Source organism: Pseudomonas sp. A-RE-22 (assembly GCF_019956035.1).
Classification (GTDB): Bacteria; Pseudomonadota; Gammaproteobacteria; order Pseudomonadales; family Pseudomonadaceae; genus Aquipseudomonas; species Aquipseudomonas brassicacearum.
The window spans coordinates 34081-48949 of record NZ_JAHBCZ010000041.1 but is presented as its reverse complement, the minus strand read 5'-3'; the positions used below and the strand labels follow the sequence as shown (position 1 = coordinate 48949).

Annotated in this window: 15 protein-coding genes and 1 pseudogene; 3 read left to right on the top strand and 13 right to left on the bottom strand. The window is 61.1% G+C overall.

Features of this window, described 5'->3' with window-relative positions:
• Positions 1-131 (bottom strand): annotated as a pseudogene (locus KGA89_RS20055) (alkaline phosphatase family protein); the annotation flags it as partial.
• Positions 132-342: 211 nt separating this feature from the next.
• On the bottom strand, positions 343-1410 hold the full coding sequence (locus KGA89_RS20050; RefSeq protein ID WP_003204550.1) for an ABC transporter substrate-binding protein: 1068 nt from the start codon (positions 1408-1410) through the stop codon (positions 343-345).
• Between the two features lie 349 nt (positions 1411-1759).
• Between KGA89_RS20050 and KGA89_RS20045 the strand changes: the two genes are divergently transcribed.
• On the top strand, positions 1760-2506 hold the full coding sequence (locus KGA89_RS20045; protein ID WP_223472370.1) for a UTRA domain-containing protein: 747 nt from the start codon (positions 1760-1762) through the stop codon (positions 2504-2506).
• Between the two features lie 7 nt (positions 2507-2513).
• Here KGA89_RS20045 and KGA89_RS20040 read toward each other — a convergent pair whose 3' ends face one another.
• From KGA89_RS20040 to minC, 7 genes are all read right to left on the bottom strand, one after another.
• Complete coding sequence (locus tag KGA89_RS20040; protein WP_003204546.1) at positions 2514-2696, bottom strand: hypothetical protein; 183 nt, start codon at positions 2694-2696, stop codon at positions 2514-2516.
• Between the two features lie 245 nt (positions 2697-2941).
• Positions 2942-4231 carry a M18 family aminopeptidase gene (locus KGA89_RS20035; RefSeq protein ID WP_014339686.1) on the bottom strand — a complete coding sequence of 430 codons (1290 nt, stop codon included), beginning with the start codon at positions 4229-4231 and terminating at the stop codon, positions 2942-2944.
• A gap of 95 nt (positions 4232-4326) precedes the next feature.
• Positions 4327-5430 (bottom strand): hypothetical protein, encoded by a 1104-nt coding sequence (locus KGA89_RS20030; protein ID WP_223472369.1) that lies wholly within the window; start codon positions 5428-5430, stop codon positions 4327-4329.
• A gap of 44 nt (positions 5431-5474) precedes the next feature.
• Positions 5475-6110, bottom strand: coding sequence for an RluA family pseudouridine synthase (locus KGA89_RS20025; RefSeq protein WP_013694041.1), 636 nt, complete (start codon positions 6108-6110; stop codon positions 5475-5477).
• Between the two features lie 104 nt (positions 6111-6214).
• A complete protein-coding gene (gene minE, locus KGA89_RS20020) occupies positions 6215-6469 on the bottom strand; it encodes a cell division topological specificity factor MinE (protein ID WP_003179111.1) in 255 nt (84 codons plus the stop codon).
• On the bottom strand, positions 6469-7281 hold the full coding sequence (minD, locus tag KGA89_RS20015; protein WP_003179114.1) for a septum site-determining protein MinD: 813 nt from the start codon (positions 7279-7281) through the stop codon (positions 6469-6471). The genes minE and minD overlap by 1 nt, the downstream gene beginning before the upstream one ends.
• A 200-nt stretch (positions 7282-7481) precedes the next feature.
• Entirely contained in the window at positions 7482-8219 is a 738-nt protein-coding gene (gene minC / locus KGA89_RS20010) for a septum site-determining protein MinC (protein WP_003204540.1), read from the bottom strand.
• 118 nt (positions 8220-8337) lie between these two features.
• Here minC and KGA89_RS20005 point away from each other — a divergent pair, with 118 nt between their 5' ends.
• Both KGA89_RS20005 and KGA89_RS20000 read left to right on the top strand, forming a co-directional pair.
• Positions 8338-9270, top strand: a complete 933-nt coding sequence (locus KGA89_RS20005; protein ID WP_003204537.1) for a lipid A biosynthesis lauroyl acyltransferase — start codon at positions 8338-8340, stop codon at positions 9268-9270.
• Between the two features lie 49 nt (positions 9271-9319).
• Positions 9320-10474 (top strand): patatin-like phospholipase family protein, encoded by a 1155-nt coding sequence (locus tag KGA89_RS20000; RefSeq protein ID WP_223472368.1) that lies wholly within the window; start codon positions 9320-9322, stop codon positions 10472-10474.
• Between the two features lie 224 nt (positions 10475-10698).
• Here the strand turns inward: KGA89_RS20000 and KGA89_RS19995 are convergent, their stop codons facing one another.
• From KGA89_RS19995 to alc, 4 genes are all read right to left on the bottom strand, one after another.
• Entirely contained in the window at positions 10699-11484 is a 786-nt protein-coding gene (locus KGA89_RS19995) for an outer membrane protein OmpK (RefSeq protein WP_214509621.1), read from the bottom strand.
• Positions 11485-11840: 356 nt separating this feature from the next.
• Positions 11841-13142: a urate hydroxylase PuuD gene (locus tag KGA89_RS19990; protein ID WP_223472367.1), complete on the bottom strand. Its 1302-nt coding sequence runs from the start codon at positions 13140-13142 to the stop codon at positions 11841-11843.
• 51 nt (positions 13143-13193) lie between these two features.
• The gene (locus KGA89_RS19985) at positions 13194-13697 is read right to left on the bottom strand and encodes an ureidoglycolate lyase (protein ID WP_223472366.1); all 504 of its coding nucleotides are present in this window, start codon (positions 13695-13697) and stop codon (positions 13194-13196) included.
• A 139-nt stretch (positions 13698-13836) separates the two neighbouring features.
• On the bottom strand, positions 13837-14832 hold the full coding sequence (gene alc / locus KGA89_RS19980; protein WP_003204527.1) for an allantoicase: 996 nt from the start codon (positions 14830-14832) through the stop codon (positions 13837-13839).
• Positions 14833-14869 lie beyond the last annotated feature (37 nt).

The window sequence follows — 14869 nt, the reverse complement described above, 5'->3', positions numbered from 1 at the left end:
GGCAACTCACATTCCAGTTTGTAGAGGGCCGCGCGTCCTGCGCCGACGTAAGCCTGCAAATGCCCCATGGCATGCCGGGCGACCTCATGGTTGAGACCGTCGAGCACCACCAGGATGACGTTGTGCTTCATGGGTACCGGGACTCCGGGCAGATACCAGAAAACTCGAATCCTCCAAGCTCCACTGTAAGAGCAGGCCTGTGGGAGCAAAGCTTGCTCGCGATGCTGGCGACACGGTGCAATTTCAAGACCGTGTCATCGTTTATCGCGAGCAAGCTTTGCTCCCACAGGGACCGCTTCTACAGTTGGGTGCCCAGTGGATATCCGAGCGGGAGCTAGCGCCTCACTTCATCTCGACGATGACTTGTTCATTCCACGCCTGCGGCAGTGCCTTGGAAGTCTTCTCCCAAGCATCCGCGTCCTTGATCGGGGTCACGCCTTTGTACTGCTCGTTCGGCAGCAGCTTGGCCTTGACCTCTGCCGGCAGGGTCAGGTGCTCGGCGCGGATCGGACGGGCGTTGCCCTTGGCCAGGTTGATCTGGCCGGCGTCGCTGAAGATGTACTCACGAGCCAGCTTGGCGGCGTTCGGGTGCTTGGCGTATTTGTTGATGATGGTGGTGTAGCCGGAGATGACCGAGCCGTCGGACGGAATCAGCACGATGTAGTCATCCGGGTTGGCCATCTTGGCCTTGTAGCTCAGGCCGTTGAAGTCCCAGACCACGCCGACTTCGACTTCACCCTTTTCCATCGTGGCGATGGTCGGGTTGGCCATGGACAGGCGCCCTTGCTTGGCGATCTCGGCGAACATCAACAGCGCCGGCTGGACGTTCTTCTCGTTACCGCCGTTGGCCAGGGCCGCGGCCAGCACGCCGTTGGCGGCCTGGGCGGCGGTGCTCACGTCACCGATGGAGACTTTGTATTTGCCGGTCTTCAGGTCCGCCCATTTGGTTGGTACTTCGGAACCGTGCAGCAGCTTCTTGTTGACGATGAACGCGATGGTGCCGGTGTAGGCCAATGCCCAGTTGCCGTCCTTGTCCTTGGCCCAGGCAGGGACTTGTTCCCAGGTGCTTGGCTTGTAGGGTTGAACCACGCCCTGCTTGACCGCGATCGGGCCGAAAGCTGCACCGACGTCGCCGATGTCGGCGCTGGCGTTGTCTTTCTCGGCGGCGAACTTGGCGATTTCCTGGGCCGAGCTCATGTCGGTGTCGATGTGTTTCAGGCCGTAGACCTTGGCCAGGTCGTCCCAGGTGCCTTTCCAGTTTGCCCAGTCATCGGGCATCCCGACGCTGTTCACGGCGCCTTCCGCTTTCGCAGCGGCTTCCAACGTTTTCAGATCGGTGTCAGCGGCCATGGCGGCGGTGCACATGGCAATGGTCGAGCCTAACAGTGATGCCAGGAAAAGCTGTTTCATCCGAAGCTCCTATGGGCGTTTTCAACGCTGCGATTGCGGTTGTGTTGGTCTAGGTCAGCAATACCTGAGCCAATGTAGGCGAGCCCTGTGACATTTTGATGTCGGTGTTGGAGGGTCCAGGAAATGCCCGGCTCGTGGAGGTTGCCTGCGAATTAAGCGTAGACCATGGTTAAATAGCTGATCTGAAAGGACTTGGCCGTTAATTTGCACGCTTGCAAAACGACCGTTCGGCGGCTCTGTCATCTGCCAGTCATGTGCAGTGCCTAGGCTTGCTGGACCAAGAAGCGGATCGATGGACAGTCGATCTTGCCCCGAAACAGTGCTGGTCTAGTCCAGATAGGTAACGTTGATGCGCATCGATGCAACCAAAGCGGTGACAGCCATCGGACAGGTCCTGCAAGAGCAACTCGACCACGGGTTGCTGGCGCCCGGTAGCAAGCTGCCGGCCGAGCGCAAGCTCAGTGAATTGTTCGGGACCACGCGGATTACCGTGCGTGAGGCGTTGTTGCAGCTCGAAGCCCAGGGGCAGATTTATCGGGAGGAGCGCCGGGGCTGGTTCGTCTCGCCGCCGCGCCTGGCCTACAACCTGATGCAGCGCAGCCATTTCCACGCCATGGTCGCAGCCCAGGGGCGTGTGCCTTCTACCCAAGTGATCTCGGCGCGCCTGCAACCTGCCTCGGCGGCGGTGTGTGCCTGGTTGCAACTGCCGGCGTTGTCCAGCGTGATCCAGATCTGCCGCGTGCGGCGTATCGACGAGCGGCTGGTGCTGTACGTCGAGCACTACCTGAACCCGCAGTATTTTCCGGACATCTTGGGGTTTGACCTCAACCAGTCCATCACCGAGCTGTACGCCCGCCATTACGACCTGCACTACGGCCGGGTGAAGTTTGAAATCGTGCCCACCTCTTTACAGCTGGAAGCGGCAGCGGCGTTGAAGGTCTCGGTGGGCAGCCCCGGGCTTCGCATCGCACGGGTCAACTATGACCAGCATCAGCGGCTGATCGATTGCGACCTGGAGTTCTGGCGACACGATGCGATCCATGTCGGCGTGGATGTGCCGGAGCAACCTGTGCAGGAACAATCGCCCGCAGCCTGAGGCAGGGTCAGAGCGACTCGTTGAGCTTGCTCAGGATCTTGATCACCACCGTGGCGAGGATCAACAACATGCCGATCCACATGGCAAAGACCCCGACGCTCTTGTCACGGAAGTTGAAGCCGATGGCCAGCAGGATCATGCCTGCAACGATGGGCACCAGCATGGCGTTGAACGAAGACATCGAGATCATGGCGACAGCCTTGTCGGGGAAGGATAAGGCCAGTCTAGTTGGGGTTTTGCCGGGGTGTGCTGATGTATGTCACATCGCCCTCATTCCCGAGGCAAACACTGTGTGGGAAGAAAACTGTAAGGGAGCAAAGCTGTGTGGGAGCAAAGCTTGCTCGCGATGAAGGCGACTCGGTCTTTCCAGAAATCGAGTCGCCTTCATCGCGGGCAAGCCTTGCTCCCACAGGGTTCATCATGCCTTCGGGGCGGTTATGGCAATTCGCGAGAGGCGTAGAACGCGCTCAGCACCTTCACCAGATGCGCCAGGTCATGGCTGCCGCACAGTTCGCGGATCGAATGCATGGCGAAGGTCGGCAAACCGATGTCCACGGTGCGCACGCCCAACTGGCTGGCGGTGATCGGGCCGATGGTCGAGCCACAGCCCATGTCGCTGCGCACCACGAAGCTCTGCACCGGCACTTCTTCGGCCATGCACAGGTGGCGGAAGAACCCGGCGGTTTCGCTGTTGGTGGCGTAGCGCTGGTTGCTGTTGACCTTGATCACCGGGCCGGCATTGAGCTTGGGGCCGTGGTTGGCGTCGTGCTTGTCGGCATAGTTGGGATGCACGCCGTGGGCGTTGTCCGCCGACACCAGCAGGGATTTCTGAATGGTGCGGACGAACTCTTCACCTTCGGGCAGCAGGCGACGCAGGGTCTGTTCCAGCATCGGGCCGTCGGCGCCACAGGCCGAGCACGAGCCGACTTCTTCGTGATCGTTGCACACCAGCACGCAGGTTTCTTCGGTGTCAGCGTTCAGCAACGCTTGCAGGCCGGCGTAGCACGACAGCAGGTTGTCCAGGCGCGCACCGGCGATGAAATCGCCGTGCAGGCCAATGACCGCAGCGCTTTGCGTATCGTAGAAACTCAACTCGTAATCGAGTACCACGTCGGCATTCAGGCCGTGTTCGCGAGCCAGTTGATCGGTGAGCACGGCACGGAAATCGACGCGCTCGTCCCCGGCGAACTGGGCAAGGATCGGCGGCAGTTCATTCTGCGGGTTGATGGCCCAGCCCTGGTTGGCTTCGCGATTGAGGTGGATGGCCAGGTTCGGAATCGTGGCGATCGGTGCCTTGAAATCGATCAACTGGCTTTCGACCTTGCCATCGCGACGGAAGGTCACGCGCCCGGCCAGGGACAGGTCCCGGTCGAACCACGGCGCCAGCAATGCACCGCCGTAGACTTCCACGCCCAGTTGCCAGAACCCGTGGCGTTGCAGTTCCGGCTGCGGCTTGACCCGCAGGCAGGGGCTGTCGGTGTGGGCGCCGACCAGGCGGATGCCATCGTGCAACGGTGAGTTGCGGCCGAGCTTGAAGGCGATGATCGAGGAGTCGTTGCGCGTGACGTAATAGCGACCGTTGGCCTCGGTGGCCCAGGTCTCGCGTTCGTCAAGACGCTGATAGCCTGCCGCCTCCAGGCGCTTGGCAAGGCTGGCGGTGGCATGGAACGGGGTAGGGGAGGCCTTGAGAAAGTCGATCAGGCCCTGGTTCAACTCTGCGCGCATAAGTAGCTCCAGACAGCGATGGGCGGCAGTTTAACCTATCGACGACAAGCGTTGCAGGCCCAATCCCTGATGGCGCTTGTGTCCAATGTCCTTGATTACCTCGATACCCCAAGTCGCTCGCGCAGGTAGGCCATGATGATTGGCTTGTCTCGCGCCCTGGACGGTTCGGGCAGGTGCTGCGGCCAGTGTTCCAGTTGGCCGAACAGCTGTTGCTGGCGCTCCGGGTCCAGGCGAAGAATCTCCCGCGATGCCGAATCCCACCAATGGTGCCGGCAAAGGTTGTAGTAAGGATGCTCCGGTGCCGCGCTGCCATACAGCAGGTCACGGCCGATCCTGCGTAAGGCGCCGCGCTGGTGGCGCAATTTCCATTTGATCTTCAGGCGCCGTCCGGCCGACGGGAAAGGCCGGGTGCGCGGTACGTCATGGCAGCGCTTGACCAACTGCGTACTGAACGCCTCGCCGTGTTGGGCAAAGAAGTGCGCCTGCATGGTGTGGAAGAAGCGTTTCTCGGCGAAGTAGTGATAAACGTGTCTGTTGGTTTCGTTAATGGTCTGGTTGCGTAGCGTGAACGAGATCGCGATCTGTTCGATGGTGTGGATGTCGAAGCCACCTTCGGTCCATTCATCGATCAGCCCGACGGCCTGGCCCAGCAGCGCAGCGTCGTTGTCGGTCACGCCGCATAGCCCGCTGTTGTAGAGCTTGAAGCTGTTGTCCGGAGTGATGCCGTGGCGGCGCAGGTGCGTACCTAGCTTGAGGTAATCCTCGCGCTTGCAGACGTAGTCCCAGTTGTATTCGAAGCTGTCCATCAGGTACTGCCCTGGCTGGATTTGCTTGAACAGCAGGTTGGGATCGGCGAGGAACAGCGTGTCGGTGTCGACGAACAGGGTTTTTTCCGCCAGCGTCAGGCTGGCCGCGATGGCGCAGGCTTTGCGCCGGTGAATGTAACCGTTATTGCCCCGCCACTCTGTCAGCAACTGCGGGCTCAGCGCGAGGGTCTCGACCGGCCAGCCCTGATAATCCTCAGGCCGGTCGGTCAGGATCCTGATGGTGGGCAGGGTCGACGGATTGCCGTGGGCGAGGGCGGTCAGGATGCTGAACTTGGCCTCGTGGCGATAAGCGTCCTTGTCGCCATAGACCAGATACAGCAGTTGGTGCCGAACTTTTTTGACGGGTGTTTCCTGAAAATCAATAACCTGCATGCCAAGCCTTTATCGGATGAAGCCATTTTCCATGGGGAAGCAATCTAGAACGGTGCCGGGCACTCGAAGCGCAAGCGCTCGCCGCTTTGCGGATGGGTGAAGCTGAGCATGCTGGCGTGCAGGCACAGGCGCGGCCAGGCAGCGAGGGCCTGCGGGTGGGCGTAGAGTCCGTCGCCCAGCAGCGGATGACCGATGGACAGCATGTGCACGCGCAATTGGTGCGAGCGCCCGGTAATCGGCGTGAGTTCGACGCGGCACCAATCGCCGCAACGTTCCAGCACGCGCCAGAAGGTCAGGGCGTGTTTGCCGTGCTCATGGTCCACCACATGCCGAGGTTTGGTCGGCGGGTCATAGCGCAAGGGCAGGTCGATGCTGCCGCTGTCCAGTTCCGGTTGGCCCCAGCACAGTGCCGTGTAGGCTTTTTCGGTTTCGCGATCATGAAATTGCCGGGACAGTTCGCGATGGGTGTCCGGGTCGCGGGCCAACAGGATGATGCCGGAGGTTTCCCAGTCCAGTCGGTGCACGATTCGCGCTTCCGGATAGCCGTTTTCCTGCAGGCGGGTGATCAGGCAGTCCTTGTTGTCGTCGGCCCGGCCGGGCACGGAGAGCAACAGGGTCGGCTTGTCGACCACCAGGACGGCGTCGTCCTGATGAATGATGCGGATGTTGGACAGGGGCATTGAAAACAGTCTCGTTACAAACGCCAACGGCGGCTCGGGCCTTTTTTCCTAACCCTGTGGGAAGGACTCCAGGACCCGAGCCGCCGTGGCTCCCGCAGGATCTATCAGCGATCCGGCAGGGTGATGTTGAGTTCCAGGATCGAGCAGCTGCCCTGGCTTTCCAGTGCCACGTGCACGTCATCGCTACCGATGTTGACGTATTTGCGGATCACTTCCACCAGTTCCTTCTGCAAGGCCGGCAAGTAGTCAGGGGTGCTGCGTTGGCCGCGTTCGTGCGCCACGATGATCTGTAGACGCTCTTTCGCGACCGAGGCGGTACTGGGCTTTTTGTTGGCACGAAAGAAGTCAAAAAGGTTCATTACCTACCTCCAAACAGGCGCTCGAAGAAACCTTTCTTCGTTACATCGAGGAAACGATGCTCCACGGTTTTGCCCAGCAGGCGATCGACGGCATCGCTGTATGCCTGGCCGGCGTCGCTCTGGTCGTCGAGAATCACCGGTACGCCGGAGTTGGAGGCCTTGAGTACCGCTTGGGATTCCGGAATGACACCCAGCAGGGTGACGGCGAGGATTTCCTTGACGTCTTCGACGCCCAGCATTTCGCCATCGCTGACCCGTTGCGGGTTGTAGCGGGTCAGCAGCAGGTGTTCCTTGATCGGCTCTTCGCCCTTCTCGGCGCGACGGGATTTGCTCGCCAGCAGGCCCAGCATGCGGTCGGAGTCACGCACCGACGACACTTCCGGGTTGGTCACGACGATCGCTTCGTCAGCGAAGTACATGGCCAGGTGGGCACCTTTCTCGATACCGGCCGGGGAGTCGCACACCACGAACTCGAAGTCTTCCTTGAGTTGCATCAGGACTTTTTCCACGCCTTCCTGGGTCAGCGCGTCTTTGTCGCGGGTCTGACTGGCGGCCAGCACGTAGAGGTTCTCAAGGCGCTTGTCCTTGATCAGGGCTTGCTGCAGGTTCGCTTCGCCGTTGACCACGTTGACGAAGTCGTAGACCACGCGACGCTCGCAACCCATGATCAGGTCCAGGTTACGCAGGCCGACGTCGAAGTCGACGATGACTGTCTTGTGGCCGCGCAGAGCGAGGCCGGTACCGATAGCGGCGCTGGTGGTGGTCTTACCCACACCACCCTTGCCGGATGTAACCACGAGAATCTTGGCCAAGGTGTTTCACCCCTAAGGAAAAAGGACTTTTTCAGCCCCTGAAAAACATCTCTGGAAAACTGCTGCAATTGGACAGGCTTGGCTGGAATCGGATGTCGGGCGGGGTCTACCTCCGGTAAACACTGCCTGATCCTTTTTCCTACGTCGTTTAAGCCGTTTTCGCTCGTTTTAGAGATGCTTGGAAAATGCGGCAGTATCCGTTAAAGCCGAATGATGTTCAACACGTCGCCCGACAGGCTGATCTGAACGCCGGCCCCCCACAACGGATCGCGGCGCAAATCCTCGGAGACCTTGTACTGCCCGGCGATGGAGACCAGTTCAGCGCTCAATTGCTGACAGAAGATCCTGGCTTTCGTATCGCCCTTGACGCCGGCCAGCGCACGACCGCGCATCGGGCCGTATACATGGATGTTGCCATCGGCGAGAAGTTCCGCCCCCGGGCTGACCGAGGACACGATGACCAGATCGCCACCCTGGGCATAAATCTGCTGCCCGCCGCGCACTGGCGAGGTGATGACACGCGTCGGCTTGATGGTGGGCTCTGGTGGTTTTTCCGGGGCTTTCTTGGCTTCGACCGGGCTCAGCTCCAGCACGCGCTCCCGGGCGCCGGACGGCGGCAGCACCGGAATGTCCACGGCGATGGCGGCGGCGATGTCTTCGATGCGGCTGGCGCGGATCGCCAGGGTGCGCAGGCCGTGCTGGCGGCAAACGCGCATCAGGCCTGGCAGGTCCACCGCGCCTTCGCCGGCCGGCAGCTTGTCCAGGGCCAGCACCAGCGGTGCATTGCTGAAGAAGTTCGGGGCCTGGGCGACTTTGGCCGCCAACTGCCGGTCAAGGCCTTCCAGGTCGTTGCGGGCCAGCTCCAGCACCGTAATGGCGAGCATGCTGCCCTTCAGCTGGAACACGGGATCTTGGTCTAGCGGTTCGGTTTGGCTCATGGTCGGCGTACAACGGCTTGTCACTAAAAGTGCCGAGACTTATAACGAGATCGTCCGCCAGCCGCAACCCGGGTCGAACAATGTAGAATGCGCGGCCCATGTCCTAATGGAAGCTGTAATGGATCGCCCGCGTTTTCGAGCTGCATTTTTTCATCCGCGTTTCTGGCCGCTGTGGTGCGGCCTGGGCCTGTTGTGGCTGATCGTTCAATTGCCTTATCCGTTGTTGCTGCGGGTCGGTCGCGCACTGGGCGCGCTGATGTATCGAGTAGCCGGCGACCGACGGCGCATCGCCCGTCGCAACCTGGAACTGTGTTTCCCGCAAAAGTCCGCCGCCGAACGCAAGCGTCTGCTCAAGGAAAACTTTGCCTCCACCGGCATCGCCTTTTTCGAAATGGCCATGAGTTGGTGGTGGTCGCGTTCGCGCCTGGCGAAACTGGCCCATGTCGAAGGGCTGGAGCATCTCAAGCAGGCCCAGCGCGAGGGCAAGGGCGTGATCCTGATGGCACTGCATTTCACCACCCTGGAAATCGGCGCGGCCTTGCTCGGTCAGCAGCACACCATCGATGGCATGTACCGCGAGCACAAGAACCCGCTGTTCGACTACATCCAACGCCGCGGCCGCGAGCGGCACAACCTCGACTCCCTGGCCGTGGAGCGTGACGACGTGCGCGGCATGCTCAAGCTGCTGCGGGCCGGGCGGGCGATCTGGTATGCGCCGGACCAGGATTACGGCGCCAAGCAGAGCGTGTTCGTGCCGTTGTTCGGCATCCAGGCCGCGACGGTCACCGCCACCAGCAAGTTCGCCCGCCTGGGCAAGGCGCTGGTGGTGCCCTTCATCCAGGAACGCCTGGCCGACGGCAGCGGTTATCGCCTGGTGATCCAGGCCCCGCTGACGGATTTCCCGGGTGAGACCGAGGAGGCCGATTGCATCCGCATCAACCAGTGGGTCGAGCAGTCGGTGAGTGATTGTCCCGAGCAATACCTTTGGGCCCACCGGCGTTTCAAGAGCCGTCCACCGGGCGAGCCGAAGCTGTACGACAAACGCGGTTGAGTCGGTAGTCCGCCATTTTTCAGCAGCACCTTGAGCACGGAGCATTGCGATGACCCCAGCTGAACCGGTTACAGGTTTGATTCTTTCCGGCGGTGGGGCTCGAGCGGCGTATCAGGTGGGCGTACTGGCGGCCATCGCCGAATTGTTGCCGGACGGTGCGGACAATCCGTTCCCGGTGATCGTCGGCACGTCGGCCGGGGCGATCAACGCAGTCAGCCTGGCGAGCGGGGCGATGGATTTCAAGACCGCCATCGAGCGGCTGACGGCGTTCTGGCAAGCGGTGCGCAGCCATCAGGTCATGCGCAGCGACTGGCGGGGCGTGATCGCCCAGGCGACGCGTTTCATTACCCACAGTCTGTTGGGCCTGGGGGCCAAGTTACCGGTGGCGCTGATCGACAGTTCGCCGTTGCGCGAACTGCTCCAGGCCCAATTCCACGCCTCGGGCATCGAGCAGGCCATTGTCGAGCAGCAACTGCGCGCGGTGGCGGTGACGGCGTTCGGTTATGAATCCGGCCAGGCCGTTACCTTCTACCAGGGGCGCGGGACCATCGATGCCTGGCTGCGCCATCGACGTATCGGAGTGCCGACGCAGTTATCGGTGGAGCACCTGCTGGCCAGCTCGGCGATTCCCTTGTTGTTCGCGCCGGTCAGGATCGGCCCGCAATATTTCGGTGACGGCGCGGTACGGCAATCGGCGCCCATCAGCCCGGCCTTGCACCTGGGGGCCAATCGGGTGCTGGTGATCGGCGTCAGCGGCAACCCCCGTGGTGCTGGCGGGCAGGATCCCACCGAGCGCAGCTACACCGGCCTGCAACCGACCCTGGCGCAGATCGGCGGCCATATGCTCAACAGCACGTTCATTGACAGCCTGGAAAGCGACATCGAGTTGCTTGAGCGCCTGAATGGGTTCAGTCACCTGCTGCCCGATGACGTACCGGCCCACGCCCTCGGCGCGGCGCCGGTAGACGTGCTGGTGATTTCCCCGAGCCAGCCGATCGACGAAATCGCCGCCCGCCATCGCCAGGAACTGCCCCGTGCGTTGCGGTTATTCCTGCGCGGGCCGGGCGCGACCAAGACCAGTGGCGCAGGGGTGCTGAGTTACCTGTTGTTCGAGTCGGGGTATTGCAGCGAACTGATCGAGCTGGGACGCCAGGATGCGTTGGCGCAGCGTGAGGCGTTGAGTCGGTTTTTGGGGTTGGCATAAGGGATGTAAGCAGGTCCACCGCCATCGCGAGCAAGCTCGCTCCCACAGGAGATTTTGCGGTGGACGCTGAAACTGGGTCCAACACACAAACCCATGTGGGAGCGAGCTTGCTCGCGAAGGCGACTGAACATTCAACATTGATGTTGGCTGATGGTCCGCTTTCGCGAGCAAGCCCGCTCCCACAAGGGATTTGTGGTGAGCTCTGAACCTGAGGCTCAGTCAGGTCAGAAATGGTACTTCAGCAAGAAGCTGGTATTGCTCTGGTTGGTCTTGAACCCGTCGCTGTCTTCGATCCCGTACTTGTTCTTCCAGTAGTCATACTCCACGCCCACATACAACTGCTTGGCGCCGAGCTTCAATGCCTTGCCCAGGTCATATTTGATCTGCGGGTTGATGTGCAAGTTGGCGTGGTAGGTGCCCTTGGAGTTGGTGTCGTTGTCCACCACCCAGTCGATGAAACCGTCGATCAGGAGGTCGGATGAACCCATGGGGATGGTATAGGCCCAGGTCGGGGTGATCTGCCAGACGTTGTCGCCGGCGCGTGGGCCTTCGGTCTGGCGGTTGTAGAAGTTCAGCTGGAAGTAGTCGAAGCCGGGAATCGCCAGGTCGAAGCCCGGGCCGATCAGGTAGGACTCGTTGTCGCCTTCGCCGAACTCATACGTCATGGCCAGCAGCACATCCTTGATCGGGCCCAGTTCCAGCTTCTGGTCGAAGATCTTGCCGAACGACAGGCGTGGGCTGAACTCACCGTAGTAGGTGTTCGGGCCGGACTGGCTGTCGTCCTGGCCGTTGTAGAAGATCCGATCGAGGAAGAAGAAGTTGTCCCCGTATTTCCAGGCGTCGGCGTGTTCGAAGGTCACGGTCTGCTGGATGCGCGGGTTGACCTGGAAATCCTTGCCATACAGGTAGGTCAGGCTGTTGTTCTGCCACTGGAACAGGTCGTCGGCCATCGCTTGGCCGCCGGCCAACAAGGCTCCTGCGAGTATCAGGCTGGTGCACGTACGTTTCATTCGGTTTGCTCCCAAAGGTAAGTGGTACCGCTTTTTTTCAGGTCAGCGCTCTGGTGTGGCGCCTTTTTCCTCGGATAAAAAACATCCGTTCGGTCAGCTTTTTGCTTGTGGCCAGTGCTGATAGCAAGAGCTGAGCCAAGGTCAAAAAAGGCTCGTCCAGCTATTTGGAACAGTCGAAAAAGGTGTTTTCCAGAGACACCCGATATCCCCGTGATGCTGGGATAAGCTGGCGCCTCGGTCAGGATTCGATGATTTTTTACAGTGCTCGGATGCGAACGGCCGCGCAGGGTACGGGCTTGCCCTGACGGGCTCAAGTGCCCTGCAACGGCGCATTCGCGGCGAATTTGGGGCGCGGCTCAGTTGGTCCGCGCGCCCTGGTTGATCCACGCGCCGATCAGGTCGCGTTCCTGCTGGGTCATCTGGGTGATGTTGCCCAGGGGCATGATCTGGTTGGTCACGGCCTGGGCCTGGATGCGCGCGGCCTGTTGCTGGATCTGCTCTGGCGTATCGAACATCACCCCACCTGGTGCGGCGCTGAACAGCGGGCTGGTGGGCTTGGCCGAATGGCAGACCGAGCAGCGTTCCTGGATCACGCTGTGGACCTTCTCGAATGAAGGGCCCTGGGCGTTGGCGGCCTGGGTGGGCGCCGCTGTCGGTGCGGCGGGGGCCGTCGCCGGTTTTGCGCCACCACCCACTGCCGTTTCCGGCAACGGTTGGTACTCGATCACGCCAGCAGCCTTGGCCACCTCCGGTGCGGTGGGCATGGGCTTGGGACCTGTGACATAAGCCAGGCAGATCATCGCCAGGGCTCCGACCGGCAGCGTCCAGGCAAAGCGGTTGCTGTCATGGCGCGTGTTGAAGTAGTGGCGCACCAACACCGCCGCTACGGCGATCCCGGCCAGGATCAGCCAGTTGTACTGGCTGCCGTAGGTGCTCGGGAAATGGTTGCTGATCATGATGAACAGCACCGGCAAGGTGAAGTAGTTGTTGTGGCGCGAACGTAACAGACCCTTGGCCGGCAGTGCAGGATCGGGTGTGCGGTTCTCGGCGATGGCCGCCACCAGCGCACGCTGGGCCGGCATGATGATGCGGAACACGTTGCCGACCATGATCGTCCCGATGACCGCCCCGACGTGCAGGTAGGCGCCGCGACCGCTGAACACCTTGCTGAACCCGTAGGCCGCGGCGATCAACAGCACGAACAGGATCACGCCGAGCAGGGCAGGGCGCTTGCCCAGGGCCGAGTCGCAAAGAAAGGAATAGACGAACCAGCCGACGAGCAACGAACCGAGGCCCAGGGCGACGCCTTCGGGCCCGCTCAGGCTGCTGCCGGGGGCCAGCAGGTAGACGGTCGGGTTCCAATAGAACACCACGCACAACAGCGCGATGCCGGACATCCAGGTGAAGTAGGCTTCCCATTTGAACCAGTGCAGGTTGTCCGGCATGGAGGGAGGCGCGAGTTTGTATTTTTCCAGGTGGTAGATGCCGCCACCGTGGATGGCCCAGAGGTCACCGGCCAGGCCGCTCCTGGGGTTGACGCGATTGAGGTTGTTTTCCAGCCAGACGAAGTAGAACGACGCGCCGATCCAGGCCACGCCAGTGATCATGTGAACCCAGCGCACGCTCAGGTTCAGCCATTCCAGCATATGTGCTTCCACAGTCTTTACCTCTCGCCCGTCACGCTTGTCTTCGCGTGATCGGACCTTCTCTTATTGGTGGGGGGCGAGGATCAAGTACTCATCCTCTTGGAAAAAATGCTCATCGCAGTTATTGCCTGTGCCACTGCGATCAACCACCAGGAAGTCATCCCGCTTTTCGATCGTCAGCACCGGGTGGTGCCAGACGCCGCGATGGTAATTAATGCCCTGCCTGCCGTTGGTGACGAAGGCGCGGACCAAGCCTGATACAGGTGCATCGCCAAGTGGCGCGACCACGATCAGAAAGGGGTTGCCGAGCAGCGGAATGAACGCCTGGCTGCCCAGCGGATGGCGCTCCAGCATGCGCACGGTCAGCGGCATTTCCAGCGCGTCGGCGCGGAAGATGCTGATGATCGCCTTGTCGTCCGGCGTGGCGGTTTCCACCGTCGCCAGGTGATGGAAGCGCATGGTCGAACCGTTGTTGATCATGAAGTGATCGCTGCCGTCGGTTTCGATCACGTCACCGAACGGGGCGAAGGCTTCTTTGGTCAACGGTTCGATCTTGAGTGTGCGCATGCTGGTCTTCTTAATCTTTTGAGTTTGATCGTTCCCACGCTCTGCGTGGGAACGCCGCCATGGACGCTCCGCGTCCACTGTGACGCGGAGCGTCACGGTATGCATTCCCACGCAGAGCGTGGGAACGATCATCGCAATCTTACTTCGACACCTTGCCGAGCACCCGCAGGCGACTCACGCCACCATCCGGGAACACATTCAGGCGGATGTGGGTGATCGGCCCCAGCGCTTTGATCTGCTCGGCGAAGGTGTGTTCGGCGTGCATTTCCAGCTTCTGGCTCGGCAGCAGCTCACGCCAGAACAGCGATTGGGTTTCGATCTGGCTGTCGGTGCCGCCCTTGACGAACGCGCCCTGGATCGAGCAGCTGTCGGGATAGTTGCCCTTGAAGTGCAGGGTGTCGACGATGACTTTCTCGACCTCGCCGGCATGGCCCAGGGCGACGATCACCCAGTCATTGCCCGGGGTACGACGACGGGCGGTTTCCCAGCCGTCGCCCATGTTCACGCCACGACCCGGGTTGAGGATGTTGCTCATGCGGCCGAAGTGTTCGTCGGAGCAGGCCAGGGCACGGCCACCATTGAGGGCGGCAGCCAGGTCGATCTGTTCATTGTCGCCGACGGCCGACCAGTCGCGGTACGGAATGCCATAGACCCGCAACCGGGCCACGCCGCCATCGGGGTAGATGTTGAAGCGCAGGTGGCTGAAGGCCTGGTCGTTACTGATTTCGTGATAGTGGTGGCTGTTGCCTTGCAACTCGACGGCCGACAGCACTTCAGTCCACTGGGTGTTTTCGTCTGGCTCGCCTTCGGTCAGGAAGCAGGCTTCCAGGGAGGCCGACGGTGGGTAGTTACCGGTGAAGAATGAGGTGTCGATGTCCACGCCTTTGATCGAGCCGGCCACACCCAGGCGGATCACCGCGCTGTCATAGCCTTCGAAGCGCTTGCGCCGCGATTCCCAGCCGTCCATCCACTTGCCGTTGTCATCGAACACGCCCTCCTTCCATACGGCCGGGGTCGGTTGGAACAAACGGTTGGCGTCGGCGAACCAGTCATCGGTGACCGAAATGATCTTGGTGCCGAGGCGGGCGTCGGCCAGGTTGACGAACTTCTCGAAAGGTACGGCGTAAGCTTTCATTCTTCTTGTCTGCCTTTAAATAAGTTGGCTGGGGATG